Genomic DNA, 16,415 nt, shown 5'->3' on the forward strand with positions numbered 1-16,415 from the left:
GCAGGCGTCAAGCCTTTTGGTTTCCATGCCATCCGGCACTTGTCAGCCACGATATTGGCCTATGAAGGAATGGATATCCCCTCTGTGCAGGCCGTGCTTCGGCACAAGAACCCCAACACCACGGCTCGATATATCAAGAGTCTCGGCGTGCAGCCGGACAAGATCGAAGCCGCCTTCGCAAAAAAGAAGGGGGCGAAGGTCGTACCCTTCGCCCCCCTGGAAAAAGCGATTTGCACATAAATTTGCACATGCTCAAATCGCAAAACCTGGAAACTTGGCGTCACCAACGGGATTTGAACCCGTCTTAGCGGCTTGAGAGGCCGCCGTCCTAACCGGATAGACGATGGTGACAGCTCGTTTGTAATAGTCGGAACAGGCCGCTTTGTCAAGCGCCCGCGTGAGATATCCGGTCCGCAAAGAAGGCGTTGCCGGAACAGCGGCCCTGATGCTATGTATGCTCTTGGCCCGAACGGCGGCCCGCAATCCATCTCGCGTGCGCCGCGTCATTGCTTTTCCCGTCAGAGAAGGAAACAACGCCCATGAAAACAGTCCTCCGCCTCCTCCTTTCCGTGTTCTGCCTGATGCTGCTTGCGGCCTGCGGCGGCAAACAGGTGCCCACCCGCGAGGGAGAGCTGCCCCCCTGGATGGGCACGCTGGCGGATCTGCGCCAATTTCCGCAGGATCTGAACGTCTATGCCAAGGCCGCCGGTCCGGACAGAGCCCTGCTCGACGCCGGAGAACAGGCCGCACAGGACGCGCGCTTCAACCGGATTTTTTTCGGCCCCTGGGACATGAGCAAAACTTCCATGCGCAAGCGCGATGTGGCGGCCATTTTCCGCCGGGCGCGCGGCTTCAAGCGCGACGACATCCGCTGGTCCCAGACGGAATGGGATCAGATAAGCCGCAACGCGCATCTGCGGACCTTTCCCTCGCGCGCGCAGGCCGCCATTACCGTACGCAATACGGATCTGCGTGAAATGCCCACCCACGAAACCCGCTTTTCCGAGCCCACGCCCGATTCAAGGGCCAACCCCTTTGATTATTTCCAGTATTCTCTGCTGCCGCCGGGCACGCCGCTGCTCATCGCGCACACCAGCCTGGACGGACGCTGGCATTTTGTGGAATGCCCGGTGGCTGGCGGCTGGGTGGACGCCGAAGACGTGGCCCTGGTGGATCAGGAATTCAAAAACGTCTGGCGCTCGGGCCGGTACGCGGCCCTGCTGCGCGACAAAGTGACCCTGCCCGGTGGCGGACCCGACGGCCGTGACGGCCAGGCCAACATCGGCACCATGCTGCCCCTGAACGGCGAAAGCGCGGAAGGCGGCCTGCGGGTGCTGGTGCCGCTCAAGGGGCCGGGCGGCATGGCCCGCAGCGCGGAAGTCGTTCTCGCCAAAGGCGACGCCGCGCCCAAACCGCTGCCCCTGACCCCCGGCAACGTGGCCATGGTCGGCAATGTGATGATGGGCCAGCGCTACGGCTGGGGCGGTATGTTCGGCGACCGGGACTGCTCCGCCCTGACCCGAGAGTTGTTCACGCCCTTCGGCCTCTGGCTGCCGCGCAACTCCGGGGCGCAGGCGCGCATGGGCGTGGTACAGCCCCTGGAAGACCTGAGCTCCAAGGAAAAGGAAGCCCTGATTCTGAGTAACGGCGTGCCGTTTTTAAGCCTGGTGGGCATGCGCGGGCATATCACTCTCTATGTGGGCAAGTACAAGGGCCGGGCCGCCATCTTTCACAACGTCTGGGGCGTGCGTACCATTGAGGACGGCAACGACGACGCGCGCTTCGTCATCGGCCGGGCCGTGGTCACCTCCATTACGCCCGGCGCGGAGCTGAAAAATCTCTACCGGCCCATGACCTTTGCCGACCGGCTGCGTACCCTGTCCACCCTGGCGGGATCACGCCCGTGAACCACATTGAGTTGCTGATCACGGCGGACACGGCCGGGCGACGCCTGGACCGCGTCCTGCGGGACGCCGCGCCCGGCCTTTCGCGCGCGGCCCTGCAAAAGGCCGTGCTTGCCGGGCACTGCTTGGTGGACGGCCTGCCCGTGTCCCGGCCCGACGCCAAAACCCGTCCGGGTCAGCGCGTGCTGCTGGAGTTGCCGCCGACGGAAAACGCGCTCAGCCCCGAGGAAGGACATCTTGAACTGCTCTGGCAGGACGAAAGCCTGGTGGTCTGCAACAAGCCCGCCGGGCTCACTGTGCACCCCTGCCCTTCCTGCCCGGAACACACCCTGGTGCAGCGCCTGCTGGGACGCTTTCCGCAACTGGGCAGACTGGAAGGCCTGCGCCCCGGCATTGTCCACCGTCTGGACAAGGATACCAGCGGCCTTTTGCTGGTGGCCCTGACCGAACCCGCGCGCCTGGCCCTGAGCGCGGCTTTTGCCCGGCGCGAGGTGCGCAAGGAATATCTGGCCCTGGTCAGCGGCCTGCCGCCGGAACAGGGGGAATGCCGCGAGCCCCTGGGGCGCCATCCCACGGCCAAGATCAAAATGGCAGTACTGCCCGAAACGCGCGGCGGCAAGCCCGCGCATACCACCTGGAAGCGGCTCTGGAATACGCCGGATCAACGGGTTTCTCTGCTGGCCGTGCGCATCCATACCGGGCGCACCCATCAGATCCGCGTGCATCTTGCCCATCTGGGCCATCCCCTGCTGGGCGACAAGCTGTATGCGCCCGCGCCGGTGCGCGATCTGGCCCCGCGCCAGATGCTGCACGCCTGGCATCTGGCCTTCAACCATCCGGACAGCGGAGAGGAAATGCATTTTGCTTGCCCGCCGCCCGAGGATCTGCCCCAGGCGGGTCTGACGGCCTGCCGCCGGATGCGGCGGGTGATCGTCACCGGCAATCCGGGCAGCGGCAAGTCCGCGCTCACCCGGCATCTGGCGGCACAGGGCCTGCCCTGCGTCAGCACCGACGCCCTCGTGGCCGGGCTGTATGCGCCGGGCGGTGAAGTCGCCGCATGGCTGGAACGACGTTCGGGCCGGGACCTGCTGGCGGAGAACGGCGGCGTGGATAAGACGGCCCTGCTGGCGGCCATGCGCGCAAACCCGGCCCTGCGCCGCGAAGTGGAAGAGCTGGTGCACGCTCTGGTGCGCGTCGCCATTGAGGATTTCTGGCAGGCGCGGGAGGCGGAGGGCGCTGCTCTGGCCGTGGCCGAAGTACCGCTGTATTTTGAATGCGGCTGGCAAGCGGCGTTCAATCCCGCCCCCCTGACCGTGGGCGTGCACTGCCCTCTGCCCCTGCGACTGCAACGGATCATGGCCAACAGAGGCTGGAGCGAGGAAAAGGCCGCCGCCCTGGAAGCCTGGCAATGGCCGGAAGCCCGCAAGGAGGCGGCCTGCGATCTGCTGGTGGACAACAGCGGTTCGCCGGAGGCGCTGGAAAATGCGGCCGAGGATCTGGCCGGCCGCCTGGAGGACCTCCGTCGGGAAGAGGAAACGGCGCGGCGGCGCGCGTTGGAAGCGTTCTGGCAGTGATGCCCACCGGTTAGGGGCTGTTTCTCAATGTGGATTTTCGTTCTCTGGCCGTAAAGGCGAGTCCCGGGCGGCGAGGTGTGTTCAAACCCGCCGCCCAAGGCGAGCGACGCAGCCCGCGGACAAAAGAACATGGCGGCGGGTTAAGAAGGGCTGACCTTAGGCAAGCGGGTCCGGCAAGGGTTCGCAGCCGCCGGAAAGCTCCATCCGGCCGATTCTGGCCTCAAGGCGGGCCACGCGTTCGCGCAGGGCCGCGATTTCCTCCATCAGGCTGTCTTTTCTGGCATAAAGCCGCCGATTTTCATCCATCAGTTCATCGCGCTGACGTTCCACGCGATCGAGTTTTTCCTCCAGCCTGGCACAGCGGGAACCCTCCTGAACCCAGGCCGCCGGGGCGGCGGCCGGTTCGTGCGGCTCCGCCCGCACTTCCCCTGTCCGCATGGCCCCCAGACCGGTCAGAAGCCATTCGATATTCACACCGGAAACCGAGCAGATTTTTAATACGACCTCGCTGTTGGGCAGATTTATGTCCCTTTCATAGAAACCCAGAGCCCCTTTGCTGACCTGTATGGCCTGGGCGAAGGCACCCTGTGACTGTTTTCCGCGAGCTAGTTTTATGCGCTTCCCAAGTGTAGAATTCATGGGTAAAAGTTCCACCGCTCAAGAGATATCCTCAACAATTCAAGTCAGAATATTAATAATATTCTGAAATAATTGAAGATAATGTCTCAAACAGAATTTTAATATTTTACCCACAATTCTAATTGAAAAAAGCAGAATTCTATTCTAAAGAAGAGTTGTGGGCGGTTGAAGTTCTGACACATCGCACCTTGGACTTTAGCCGCCTGCCTTTTCAAAATCAACGTCTGAGCCATATGGGAGTTCAATCTCGCCCAAATAACAGTCTTTCATAAATATCGGCTTGTTTATTTCACAAACGAGTTCCATCTGGTTGACGCACAAGTAGTTTTCCAGAAAAATTATCCGCTTGACATGGCCTCATCTGGCCATCTATACTTCCTACTTTGTTACTAGGAAACGCAGTAAACTCCTTGTGGTGAATATATGCCGACTATCGCGCAGTTCCCGGGGGAACCATATTCCAATCCGCTGGCCCTGGCCCTGGAAATATCAAGCTCCGCCCTTCTGAACGACCGCAAAGAGCCTTTTCTCAAGACAGCTCTGGCCAATATCGGCGAATCACTGCACTGCGGGCAGGTTTGTCTTTTCGAGTACGAAAATAAGACCTGGCGGGAGCCGCTCGTCTGGTTCAATCAAGTTTTGGAGAAAGCCCACGGCGCTTCTCCACCCGCTGACACGGAACTTCTGGCGCCCATTCTCGACATCCTGCTGCAACGTAAAAGTCTCTGCGCCACGGACACCAGCCTGATGCCCGCCGGTCCGCAGCGGGATCTCTTACTGAAACTCCAGGTCAAATCTCTGCTCTGCCTGCCCATTCTGCACGACGGCCAGCTCTTCGGGGGCATCTGCCTGCTGCATCGCGTGGCCCCGCGTCAGTGGACGCCGGAGGATGCCGGCATCTGCCGTTTACTGGGCAATATGCTGGCCATCACTCTGACGCATTTTCGTCTCTATGAGCGCCTGCGTCGCAAGCACGATCAGTTGTGCGACATTCTGGATGCCTTTGTGGACCCGGTCTATATCATCGATATGGAGAGTTACGAGCTGCTCTTCCTGAACAAGAGCGTGGAGGCCAGCTTTCCCAAACCGGAAGGGCCGCTGGGCAATATCTGCTACAAACGCCTGCAGGGGCGCGACAGTCCCTGCCCCTTCTGCACCAACGCCATCATTGCCTCCAGGGACGCCCCCTACCAGTGGACCTATGAAAACGGGCTCACCAAGCGGACATACACAGTGGTGGACAAAGTCATCCATTGGGATACCGGCCGTCCCGTACGCCTTTCCATAAGCACCGACGTCACCGGTCTTCTGCAGACCCAGCATGAAAAACAGGCGGCCGTGATCGCCTCTCAGGCCAAAAGCGAATTTCTGGCGCATATGAGCCATGAAATCCGTACGCCCATGAACGGCATCATCGGGCTCACCCACTTGGCCCTGCAAAGCGATCCTTCGCCGGAACAAAAGGACTATCTGCGCAAAATCCGCTCTTCCGCCACCAGCCTCCTGGCCATCATCAACGACATCCTGGACCTGTCCAAGATCGAGGCCAACAAGATGGTCCTGGAAAACGTCAATTACAGCATGGAAGAGGTTCTGGATTTCGTCTATACCTCCATCCGCTTCCCACTGGACCAGAAAGGGCTGAAATACAGCTGCGAAGTGGCCGACGACGTACCGCCCAAACTCTGGGGCGACGGTCTGCGCCTCAAGCAGGTGCTGCTCAACCTGCTGAGCAACGCGGTCAAGTTCACGTCCAAGGGCAGCGTTCAGCTGCGCATCCGGCGGGAAAACAGCGGCGGCCGGGATCTGCTCCATTTTATGGTCACGGATACGGGCATGGGCATCAGCCGGGAATACCAGCAGCACCTCTTTGACCCGTACACCCAGGCCAATGCCAGCATTGCCCGCCGTTTCGGCGGCACGGGCCTGGGCCTGACCATCTGCAAGCGCATCGCCGGCCTGATGCACGGCAACTTATGGTGTGAAAGCGAGCCGGACAACGGCAGCACCTTCCATCTGATCATCCCCTGCATCCTTTCGCGAAAGCTTCCGGGCGCCTGCCCGCCCGGCCAGAGCTCTCTGCCCCTGCCTGACGGAGCCCGGATCCTTCTGGTGGAGGACAATGAAATCAATCAGGAGATCGCCCGCGCCATGCTGCACCAGTTGGGCCTGGATTGCGATCTGGCCCAGAACGGCAAGGAAGCCGTAAGCATGGCCCTGGCAAAGGACTATGATCTGCTGCTCATGGACGTGCGCATGCCGATTATGGACGGGCTGACAGCCACCCGGCTGATCCGCCAGAAACTGGCTGCCAGGGAAAAATCCTCCACCCTGCCCATTGTTGCCATGACCGCCGCCACCCTGCCCGAGAATATCGACGAAATCCTGGAAGCGGGCATGGACGACCATATCTCCAAACCCTTTGACGCGACCGTGCTGCGCAACAAGCTCGCCTACTGGCTCAAACGCCGCTGAGCCCCGGATTTCCTACCCATGCCCGTTGTCAAGATCCCCAAGACCAATGCCGCCCGTCTGTTGGAAGGGCTGGGAATCCAGTACAGTCTGCACCGCGCCGAAGTGGACGAGGAAGATCTTTCCGCCGTGAGCATGGCCCGCAAACTGGACGCCGAACCGGAACGCGTGTTCAAAACCCTGGTCGCCAGGGGTGACAAGAGCGGTGTGCTGATGGCCTGCATTCCGGCGGCCGCGGAGCTGGACCTCAAGGCCCTGGCAGCGGCTTCGGGCAACAAGCACGCGGAAATGGTGCCGCTCAGGGAAGTTCGCCCGCTCACCGGCTATATCCGGGGCGGCTGCTCCCCGCTGGCCGCCAAAAAGGCCTATCCCGTCCTCATTGACCAAAGCGCCTCGGCGCACGAACGCATCTATGTCAGCGCCGGTTTGCGCGGCGTGCAGATCCAGCTCAAGCCCAACGACCTGTTGCGCGCCACGCAGGGTGCCTACGCGCCGCTGACCCGCCCCGCCGACTGAGATATATGGACCATACCCATCTCCGCGCCGAAAGAAAACAAGCCCGCCGGACATGCGCCAGGCAGCGGGATTCCCCGACCAAGAACAGGACTGTCACCGGCCCCCCCCCGCCGCGTGCGATACGTACGGATGGCGCATTGGGAGAAGTTTCCCCATGCAAGGGAAACCCGCGTACAGCCTGCGACGCCTTGGTAAAAGCGTGTTTTTTTTGCGCGGAGAGTGTTCCCTAAGTTGACGCGCCCTCTTTCAACGAACGGATAATGCTCTGCAACTGACCGGCAAGCCGGTTCAGTTCCTGCATGCCCTCGTCCGCGGCGGTCATGGCCTGGGCCACATCCCTGGCAATATGGCTTACGGCTTCCGTATTCTTGTTCACCTCTTCCGAAGAGGCCGACTGCTGCTCGCTGGCTGCGGCAATGGCGCTCACCTGGTCCGCCGTGTGCAGGACCATCCGCTCAATGCTTTCCAGAGCCTGACCGGCTTTGCCCGCCAGCTCGCGGGAAATGGCCACTTGTTCCACCGACTGCCGGATAAAGGCGCTGTTGGCCTGCGCCCCCTCCTGAATATTTTTGATGGCCGCGCCCACGCTTCTGGTGGCTTCCATGGTCTTTTCCGCCAGTTTGCGCACCTCGTCGGCCACTACCGCGAAGCCGCGTCCGGCGTCGCCTGCCCGGGCCGCCTCAATGGCCGCATTGAGCGCCAGCAGGTTGGTCTGGTCGGCAATATCGGTGATAAGATTCATGACCTGGCCGATGTCTGTGGCCTGTTGCAGCAATTGCTCCATGCTCTCGTTGATTTTTTCAGTGAACGCGGCCACCTGATTGATGCTCTGTACCACATCCTGCACTTTTTCCTTACCGCTCATGGATTCCCGGCGGGCGCTGGCCGCGATTCCCGAGGCATCGGAGGCGTTGCGCGCCACCTCGGCCACCGCGCCGTTCATCTGGCGCATGGCGTCCGCCGTTTCGGTGGTGCGCGCCAGCTGGGTATCCACGGCACCGGCAATGGAACTGGTCCGCTCGCTCAGATGCGAAGACGTGGAATCCAGCGCGTCCACCACGCCCGCCAGCTGCTCCGCAGTCTGCAGTACGCCCTCGCGTCGGGCGTTTTCTGCCTCCCTGCGCGCCTGTTCGGCTTCGGCCAGAGCAGCTTCGCCCTGCCGCAACGCCGCCTCCGCCTGGGCCGTCTTGCTCTGGGCCGTGCTGATGAGCTCGCGCAACTGATCCACCATGCGCAGCATGTCGGCGTGCAGGCCCTTCAACTCTCCGTGAAAACAGTCTTCACGCGGAATGGCGTCAAAATTTCCGTCGGCCACGCCCCGGGCCGCCGTGCCCAGCCTGCGCAACGGGGAAACAATGCTGCGCGAAATCAGCAGGCCCAGCAGGGCCACGACGGCGGCCAGGCCCAGGCCGGTATACAGCATGTTCCGGACGGCCTTCATGGCGTTGTCCAGAAGCTCGGCGCGGTCCACCAGGGCAATGAGATGCCAGCCGCCCTGCGTCACCTGGCTCACAGCCACAAAGGTCTTGCCGTCATAGCTCACTTCGCCGCTGCCCGTGCCTTGGTCAAAGGCCGCCACCAGGCCGGGTTCGCCCACGTCCCGGATGTTTTTCAGAACACGCTCGGGCCGGGTGGGATTGTACAAAATCAGGCCCGTATCCTCGGTGAGCAGCAGACGCGCGGTTTTACCCAGCTTGAGGGTATCCAGAAACGTGCTCAACGCATTGAGATTGATGTCGATGCCCACCACGCCCAGCAATTTGCCGTCCCGGCGCACGCTCTTGGCCACCGTGGTGACCAGATTGCCGTTGTCGGACTGATAGAATTCGGTCAGCACCACGCCGTCGCTTTTTTGGGCCGCCTCATACCAAGGGCGTTTGCACGGATCAAAGCCCGCGCTCAGCGTGTCGTCCGGCGCCTGCACAAAACCGCCGTCCCGCGTGCCGTAATAAATCAACTCGAACTGCGGGTAGACCTTGGTGAAGGTGCTGAATTCGTCATAGAGCACGCGCTCCGGACCACTGAGCTCCGCGCCCAGCGGTTTGACGCTCTCGGTGTTGGCCGCATAGGACGTCACCTGTCCGTCGGCATCGGCCACGGACGGCAATTGGGCAAGGATGTCCACAATGCCCTTGGAATTGCCGATCATCTCGCTCAGATACTGTCCGGCCAGCCGTAAACGGCCGCCCGCGTTGGAGCTGAAATCCTCCACCGCCGCCTTCCGGCTTTGCCAGAAGGCCAGCAGAGCACAGCCGACAACGGCCACGCAAACGGATACAATGATGGAAATCAGAATTTTGTTACGGATAGTCATGTCATCTCTGCCGGTTATGAATAGGTCTTGATAACTTATCGACCTACAGTGAATTTTTCAAAAGGGCAAGAAGGGAAATACTGTGGTATTTTCAAAGGCACAAAAAGGAACCCCCCGGCATAGCCGGGGGTTCTTCATATGCGCCTGTAAGGCTTTCTTACCAGTGCGCCCTAGCAGGCGCTCTTGCGATCTGACATTTGCATTTCTGCTGCTACTTGCGGCCCCGTAAACGGGCTTCCGTATGGTAAGTTCAACTGATCCCCAAGTTTATCCGAATCCAACGGATGCTTGATGTAGTCCTGAATCTTGGCTTTATTCTTGCCCACTGTATCGACGTAATACCCACGGCACCAAAATTCTCGATTGCGGTATTTGAATTTCAAATCCCCAAATTGTTCATAGATCATGAGGCTACTCTTACCTTTAAGGTAGCCCATAAAACTCGACACACTCATTTGGGGGGGAATCTCAAGCAACATATGGATGTGGTCAGGACAGCACTCTGTCTCCACTATTTTTACATCTTTCCATTCACACAGTTTTCGCAGAATTTCGCCAAGCGCCCGTTTCTTTTCACCATAGAACACCTGACGGCGATATTTGGGCGCAAAACAATGTGATATTTGCAGTTCCACCTTGTGTGGGCTAAACTTTTTACGTCACCCATCGTGGCCTCCTTTTGATTTGTTGACTCGCAGTTGCCAGACCGCGAGACCTTTGAACAAATCAAAAGGAGTTTTGCTGACATGGGCAAAGCTATAAGCTTTTTAGACCCCCCGCCAGCGGGGGGTTTTCGATCATAAAAAAAACTTCCGGTCCCGAAGGACCGGAAGTCAGGTATCGTCTATTCAGAAAGGAAGATGCGTTATACTTCCTCGCTCAAGCGGCGGAAGCTTTTTTTGGCGGCTCCGCAGACCGGGCAGCGCCAGTCGTCGGGCAGATCCTCAAACCTGGTGCCGGCGGGAATTTTATGCCGTTTATCTCCACGGTCGGGATCATACATATAGCCGCAATTAACCATCTGACAACGCCAGATATCCTTGGGATCAGCCATACGGACTCCGGCGTTATTCGGCCTCGGCGCCGTTCACAAAGCCCTTGGACGGGCCGATGTCGGAAGGCGTGCCCGCGATTTTGGCCAGGAAGGTGTCGCCCAGCGTCTTGATATGGTTGGAAGTGTTTTCATAGTAGTTCAAATGGATCTGCTCTTCGTCGATGATCCGCTCGAACAGGCGGGCGGTCACGTTGTCGCCTTCTTCCTCACAGACCTTGATGAACTGATTATACGCCTCAATGGTGTTGTCCTCAAGGTTTACGTCGTCTTCATAGATCACGGGCACGGCCTGACCGCCTTTCACGCTGCCGTCTTTCTGGGCCGTGGGTTCGCCGCCCAGTTCCTTGATGCGCTCGGCGAAATCTTCGGCGTGGCGCATTTCGTCAATGGCGATCAGCTTCATGTTGGCGGCCAGTTCGCCATAGTCCTTGTCGCTGAGGTTGTAATGCTGGTTCATATACTGATGGATGGCGAAGAGCTCCATGCTGCGGGCTTTGTTGAGCACTTCGATGACTTTTTCTTTACGGGTCTTTTTATTGGCTGCCATGATATTACTCCTTGGCGGGTTGAATATGTGAAACACGGATATGCTAACCTTATTTGTACAAAAGGCAAGTCGCCACACCGGCCGGGAAAAAATTTTTTCCCGGCCGGAAAAGCGCGGCCCGCCCGGTCGGAAGCAACTATTGCACGTCGTTCCGGCTGCCCGCGCATTCATCGCAGATGCCGTCAAACTCAATGCGCGAACCCACAATGGAGAAAAAGCCCTCCACCTGGATGCCGTCCACCGGAGGCGTGGCCAGGGGCTGCATCACATCGCCGATACGCCCGCAACGCAGGCAGCGCACATGCTGATGCCAGGAAATGTCCCCGTCAAAACGCTTGGTGGAACCGGCCGCTTCCAGACGGCGGATTTCGCCGCTGTCAGCCAGAAAATCAAGGTTGCGGTACACAGTGCCCAAGCTGATGCGCGGCAGGCGCTCGCGTACAATGCTATAGAGCTCATCGGCAGTGGGATGGCTCTTGGTTTTGCGTAATTCTTCTAAGATCACGGCACGTTGCCGTGTCATCCTGGTCTGGACTTGAGCCATAACAGCCTCCATAATTTAGTAAAAATTACTGTTATCGGAGCGGGCTGTCAAGCCCCGGCCAGTGCCAATGTAAAAAAACAGACGCCCAAAACCCGCAGGATGTTGCGGCCGCACAATGGCCGTGCGTCAGCGGACAACGTTCTTTCTCCGACGATCCCGCGAAAAGCGGGAACATAATCCCACTCGAAATTTTTGCAATCAGGCATCAGCCATCCGCAAACAACTTTCAGCGCCGCCCGCAAAAAAGAGCCGCGTTCAGGGCCGGTCCACCAGCAGCACGGCCAGATCCATGACATTGGTGCGGGTGGGCCCGGTGATCAGCAGGTCGCCGCTCAAGGCCAGGGCCGCGTTGCTGTTGTTTTCGGCCAGCAGGGCGCGGGCGGTCTCCCGGCCTCCCATTCGGGCGACGCTGTCGCTGAAGGCAAAGCCTCCGGCCGCGTCCGTGGGGCCGTCCGTGCCGTCCGTACCCGCGAAAAGGGCGCAGACGCGCGGCTGGCCCTCCAGCTCCAGAGCGGCGGCCAGGGCCATTTCCTGATTGCGGCCTCCCCTGCCCCGGCCCTGAATGGTCACCGTGGTTTCTCCGCCCGCCAGCAGACACAGGCCCTTGCCGCCCGGACCCGGAGCTTCCGCCCGGCGCCGGGCTTCGGCAGCCAGTTCCACGGCCTTTTGCCGGGCCTCGCCCGTCAGCCGGTCGGTCAGCACGCAGGGAATGTAGCCGCGGGCCTCGGCGGCGCGGGCGGCGGCATCCAGGGCCTGGCGGTTGGTGGCCGCCAGAATGTTCCGCACTCGGCCGAACAGGGGATCGCCCGGCTTGGGCGTTTCCGGCGCACGCCCGGCAAGGCCCGCGCGCAGATAGTCCCGCACCGCCGACGGCAAGCGGGACTCCAGACCGAAACGTTCGAGTATTTCGCGGCAATCGTCAAAACTGGAGGCATCCGGCGCGGTGGGGCCGGAGGCGATGACGTCCAGCGGGTCGCCCACCACGTCGGAGACGATGACGCTGAGCACCGTGGCGCGCCCGGCGGCGCGGGCCAACTGCCCGCCGCTGAAGATCGAAAGATGTTTGCGCACCGCGTTGAGTTCATGAATGGTCGCGCCGCAGTCCAGCAGCAACCGGGTGGTCCGCCTGAGATCCGCAAGACTCAGGCCCGGCGCGGGCGCGGGCGTCAGGGCGCTGGCCCCTCCCGTGAGCAGGCAGATCAGCAGATCCCGCTCCGTGGAGGTCCGGGCCATCTCCAGCATGCGGCCGGTGGCCCGCACTCCGGCCTCGTCCGGCACGGGATGCCCGGCTTCGGCCTGACAAATGCGCTTCAGAGGCAGGCCGTGGTCATACTTGACCACCACAAAGCCCTGGTCCAGGCGTTCGCCCAGCATGCCTTCCAAGGCCTGGGCCATGGGCGCGACGCCCTTTCCGGCGCCCAGCACCCGCACCCGGCGATCCGCCAGGTTCCAGCGGCGGCCGTCGGCCACAAGCTCGCCCCTGCCCGCGCCGTCGAGGCGCACATGGCGCAGCAGCGCGGCATCCGGAGCCACGGCCTCCAGAGCCGCGTCAAAGACATGCCGCAAGATTTCACGCTGTCCTTCCATGCTCTTCCCGCCTGGACAAAACACCAGAAAATGTAACACGTGAAATGCTCGCTTACGGCGAGCAAAGCCCGCCTGCCCGCATTTCGCGGCAAGGATTTGCAGGCAAACCCTTGTAGAGCAGTCGACGCATTGCATGCGTGAACTGCTCCCCCAATGGGTTTTACGCCCGTGCGTAAACCCTCGGACCGGCGTTACCGGCATATGAATGGATGCGTTATACTTTAAGAAAGGTTTTCACAAGCGTCAAGACGACGCCAAGCGGGGGGAGGACTCCCGCCCGGCGTCGTCCGCGCGCCGACCGCGGCGCTCCGGTGTCAGCGCCCGAAGGTGCATTTGGGGAAATCGCAGCTTTTGCACTCCAGACAAAGACCGCCATGCCCCAACAGAGCCAGATCGGCCCGGCTCATGGGCACATTGGCCAGCAGGCGCGGCAGCATCAGATCCAGGGCCGTGGTCTTGTAGAACAGCGCGCAGGCGGGCACGCCCAGCACTTGGGCTCCGCCGATGCGGCCCAGCAGGGTCATGGTTCCGGGCAGCACGGGCAGGCCGAAGCTCAGGTCCGTCAGCCCGGCGTCCAGCAGGGCCTTGCGGGTCACGTCGTCCGGGTCCACGGACAGACCGGCGGTGGTGATGATCAGATCCGCGCCCAGATCCAGCAATTGCGCGAGAGCAGCGCCAATGGCCGGAGCGTCGTCCGGAGCCACTCGCTCGCCCACCACGGTGCAACCCAGGTTTTCGGCCTTCTGGCGGATAATGGGGGCAAAGCGGTCCTGGATCAGACCCTGAAAAACCTCCGTGCCCGTGACCAGAGTGCCCACCCTGGCCTTGCGCATGGGACGCACCCGGAACAGCGGGCCGCCGTCCAGCAGGCTCAGGGCCTTGAGAAAAACCGGCCGCGCCAGCAGCAGCGGAATAGCCCGGCTGCCCGCCAGACGCGCGCCCTTACGCACCACGCTCATGCCGTGACGCGTGGCGCACATCACGTCCGGCAACATGTTGAAAGCCGCGAGCCGCTCCCGGTCCACCTCGAACAGGCCGTCCCGCTCGGCGCAAAAATTGATTTTGCCCTCACTGGGCTCGCCCTGGGGCGTGACGCCCTCGCCGGGCATGAGTTCGGCAAAAGCCCTGACCGCCGCGTCCTCGTGCACGAAGTCCGGATTGTCCCCGGCGGCCTCCTCGGTATAGACCCGGAAGCGCCCCATCTGCTGCAAGCGGCAGATGTCGCCCACATCGATGTTCTGCCCGGCCCTGAAGACCGCGCCCTTGGACTGTTGCGGCACAATTTTGGTCATGTCGTGCAGAACGTGCTGGCCCACGGCCTGCTCCACGGGCACCGCCGTGAGCCGGGGCTCCTGGAAGGCCAGACCGGGGCCCTGCTCATAGGGGCTGTCGCCCTGGCAGGAGCGGCAGATCCGGCCGAAAGCCGCCGGATACCACTCCCCGCAGAGCGGGCAGCGCACAATGGCGCCCTTGCCCTTGCGCCGCAGCAATTCCGGCCTGATCTGAATTTTGCTCAGGCTGAGCATGTCCATGGCCGCTTCGGCCATTTCCGCGCGCAGCAGCTCCGGCTCCTGCTCGGATTTGGGCTTTTCCTTCAGCAGCCAGATGCGGGTGTGCGGCCAGCGGTCCAGCTTGTCCACATCCAGACGCACCCGCACGCCCTCGCCCGTGTACTTGTCATAGAGCGAAAGCGCGTAAATGCCGAAATTGCAGATGCGCAGCCAACCGTTGCCCACGGTACAGGGAGTGAGCATCTGCACGGCATCGGGCAGGCATTGCACGGTTTCGGAGACGGCGTCGAAAAGAATGCCCTCGGGCAGGGCGCGGCGGGCTTTTTCCACCATATAGCCGCCGATGATCACGCCCGGAGCCGCGTGGCCGTGAAACTTCAGCACTTGCGCAATAAAATCTTCATGCGACCACTGGCCGATACTCATAGTTTATTCCTTGTATGTTCCTTTGCAGGCAAAGAGAGATGCCGACAGCGCGCACCGCCGGCTGAAAAAATCCGTTACCCGCCGTTCCCGCCGCCGTCTTTCGACCCGTGCCGAAACGCGGCGCGCAGGCTCCAGCGCAATGCGCCGCCATGCGCGGCGCAGGCCTTGAGGCAGTCGCCGCACATCACGCAATCCCGCCGGGGCGGTCCGGCCGCCCGGCGCGGATTGAGCGCCAGAGAACAGGCCGCGCGGCAGGGCGTTTCGCCCTTGCAGGTACAGGCCGAAGCCCGCCAGGTAACGCGCAGGCCCGGCGTGACTTGCGGCAGACAACGCGCGGCGAGGCCCAGCAGCACGGACTGGGGGCAGACGTAGCGGCACCAGAACCGTCCGCCGCCGAGCGCCTCCAGCGCAAGCGCCGCCACGGGCAGGGCCAGGGCGGAAAGCAGAATCAGCCCGGCCGCCCTGCCCGCTTCCTGCCAAGCAAGCAGGGGAACCAACGAAAGCTCGCCGGGCATGGAGAGCAGGCTCAGCAGGGGAAAACCCAGCGCCGCCGCGCCCACAAGGCCCAGCAGCACAATGCCCGCCCTGCCCATGAAAGCCGCATCCCGTCTGTCCCGCCGCCGGGAATCAGGCTCTCCATGCCCGCCGGACACGCCCGCCGCGCGCCGCCGCAGGCTGGACACCAGTTCGGAGAAGAAGCCGTAGGGGCAGATCCAGCTGCAAAATACCCGGCCCAGCAAAAGAGCCAGGCCCAGAGACAACACGGCCCCCAGCAACAGGCGGGACGCGGGCGCGAAACCGCTCACGGCCACCTGCAGGGCCGCCACGGGATCGGCAAAGGGCAGACCCCCGAGATCAAGGGCGAAAAGGCTGCCGCTGATCAGGGTGAACTGGTGCGCGCCCGGAGCGTTGAGCCAGGGGAGCAGGCAGAATACTAACGCGGTCAGCGTTTGCGCGCAACGCCGCATGCCGACATAGATTGCCGGGGAAGAGATCATGCGCCGCCTCCGGGAGCCTTGAGCGTCGGCGCGGCCGTGGGCGGCAGGCCCGATGCGGATGCGGGCAGCACTTCCACGGCCTTGACCGGGCAGACATATTCACAGACGCCGCAGCCCACGCAGGCCGCGGTTACGGCCGGAGTAATGCCCCCGGACAGGACCACGGCCGTACCGCGCAGGGGGCAGCGGTCATAGCAGGTCATGCAGATGGTGCCGTCCGTGTAATTATGGCAGCGGTCCCGGAGAATATAGGCCCGCCCCATGCCCGCGCGGTGCATGTCCGTGATCGAGGGGTCCAGCGCGCCCGAAGGGCAGACCGGCGGGCACTT

The 16,415-nt window shown here is 61.9% G+C and carries 14 protein-coding genes, 1 tRNA gene and 1 pseudogene; 5 read left to right on the forward strand and 11 right to left on the reverse strand.

Going from position 1 to position 16,415, the window contains the following annotated elements:
- The coding region (locus KH208_RS12985) for a tyrosine-type recombinase/integrase (protein WP_291436983.1) at positions 1–240 on the forward strand (240 nt) is incomplete at its 5' end.
- Between the two features lie 35 nt (positions 241–275).
- Here KH208_RS12985 and KH208_RS12990 read toward each other — a convergent pair.
- Positions 276–351: transfer RNA gene (locus KH208_RS12990), tRNA-Glu, on the reverse strand.
- A gap of 188 nt (positions 352–539) precedes the next feature.
- On the opposite strand from KH208_RS12990, the gene KH208_RS12995 reads away from it, so the two are divergent.
- Together KH208_RS12995 and KH208_RS13000 are read left to right on the forward strand one after the other, a co-directional pair.
- Complete coding sequence (locus tag KH208_RS12995; RefSeq protein ID WP_291436984.1) at positions 540–1,907, forward strand: NlpC/P60 family N-terminal domain-containing protein; 1,368 nt, start codon at positions 540–542, stop codon at positions 1,905–1,907.
- Positions 1,904–3,478, forward strand: coding sequence for a dephospho-CoA kinase (locus KH208_RS13000; RefSeq protein ID WP_291436985.1), 1,575 nt, complete (start codon positions 1,904–1,906; stop codon positions 3,476–3,478). The genes KH208_RS12995 and KH208_RS13000 overlap by 4 nt, the downstream gene beginning before the upstream one ends.
- 156 nt (positions 3,479–3,634) lie before the next feature.
- On the opposite strand, the gene KH208_RS13005 is transcribed toward KH208_RS13000, so the two are convergent.
- Complete coding sequence (locus tag KH208_RS13005) at positions 3,635–4,117, reverse strand: helix-turn-helix domain-containing protein (RefSeq protein ID WP_291436987.1); 483 nt, start codon at positions 4,115–4,117, stop codon at positions 3,635–3,637.
- Between the two features lie 423 nt (positions 4,118–4,540).
- Between KH208_RS13005 and KH208_RS13010 the strand changes: the two genes are divergently transcribed.
- Together KH208_RS13010 and ybaK are read left to right on the forward strand one after the other, a co-directional pair.
- Positions 4,541–6,592 (forward strand): ATP-binding protein, encoded by a 2,052-nt coding sequence (locus KH208_RS13010; RefSeq protein WP_291436989.1) that lies wholly within the window; start codon positions 4,541–4,543, stop codon positions 6,590–6,592.
- 18 nt (positions 6,593–6,610) lie between these two features.
- The gene (ybaK, locus tag KH208_RS13015; protein WP_291436991.1) at positions 6,611–7,105 is read left to right on the forward strand and encodes a Cys-tRNA(Pro) deacylase; all 495 of its coding nucleotides are present in this window, start codon (positions 6,611–6,613) and stop codon (positions 7,103–7,105) included.
- A 226-nt stretch (positions 7,106–7,331) separates the two neighbouring features.
- Here ybaK and KH208_RS13020 read toward each other — a convergent pair whose 3' ends face one another.
- The 9 genes and pseudogenes from KH208_RS13020 to KH208_RS13060 form a co-directional block, all read right to left on the reverse strand.
- Positions 7,332–9,419 (reverse strand): methyl-accepting chemotaxis protein, encoded by a 2,088-nt coding sequence (locus tag KH208_RS13020; RefSeq protein WP_291436993.1) that lies wholly within the window; start codon positions 9,417–9,419, stop codon positions 7,332–7,334.
- Between the two features lie 170 nt (positions 9,420–9,589).
- Positions 9,590–10,086, reverse strand: a pseudogene (gene tnpA, locus KH208_RS13025) (IS200/IS605 family transposase).
- 198 nt (positions 10,087–10,284) lie between these two features.
- Positions 10,285–10,473: a rubredoxin gene (locus KH208_RS13030; RefSeq protein WP_291436994.1), complete on the reverse strand. Its 189-nt coding sequence runs from the start codon at positions 10,471–10,473 to the stop codon at positions 10,285–10,287.
- Positions 10,474–10,486: 13 nt separating this feature from the next.
- Positions 10,487–11,020: a bacterioferritin gene (locus KH208_RS13035; protein ID WP_291436997.1), complete on the reverse strand. Its 534-nt coding sequence runs from the start codon at positions 11,018–11,020 to the stop codon at positions 10,487–10,489.
- Positions 11,021–11,156: 136 nt separating this feature from the next.
- Entirely contained in the window at positions 11,157–11,564 is a 408-nt protein-coding gene (locus tag KH208_RS13040) for a Fur family transcriptional regulator (protein WP_291436999.1), read from the reverse strand.
- Between the two features lie 255 nt (positions 11,565–11,819).
- On the reverse strand, positions 11,820–13,151 hold the full coding sequence (locus KH208_RS13045) for a DUF4147 domain-containing protein (RefSeq protein WP_291437000.1): 1,332 nt from the start codon (positions 13,149–13,151) through the stop codon (positions 11,820–11,822).
- 314 nt (positions 13,152–13,465) lie between these two features.
- Positions 13,466–15,088: an FmdE family protein gene (locus KH208_RS13050; protein WP_291437001.1), complete on the reverse strand. Its 1,623-nt coding sequence runs from the start codon at positions 15,086–15,088 to the stop codon at positions 13,466–13,468.
- Positions 15,089–15,162: 74 nt separating this feature from the next.
- Positions 15,163–16,086, reverse strand: coding sequence for a 4Fe-4S binding protein (locus KH208_RS13055; protein WP_291437003.1), 924 nt, complete (start codon positions 16,084–16,086; stop codon positions 15,163–15,165).
- A partial coding sequence (locus KH208_RS13060) for a 4Fe-4S binding protein (protein ID WP_291437005.1) occupies positions 16,083–16,415 on the reverse strand: 333 nt, incomplete at its 5' end. The genes KH208_RS13055 and KH208_RS13060, both read right to left, overlap by 4 nt.

The organism is Desulfovibrio sp., assembly GCF_018379785.1.
Taxonomy (GTDB): domain Bacteria; phylum Desulfobacterota; class Desulfovibrionia; order Desulfovibrionales; family Desulfovibrionaceae; genus Desulfovibrio.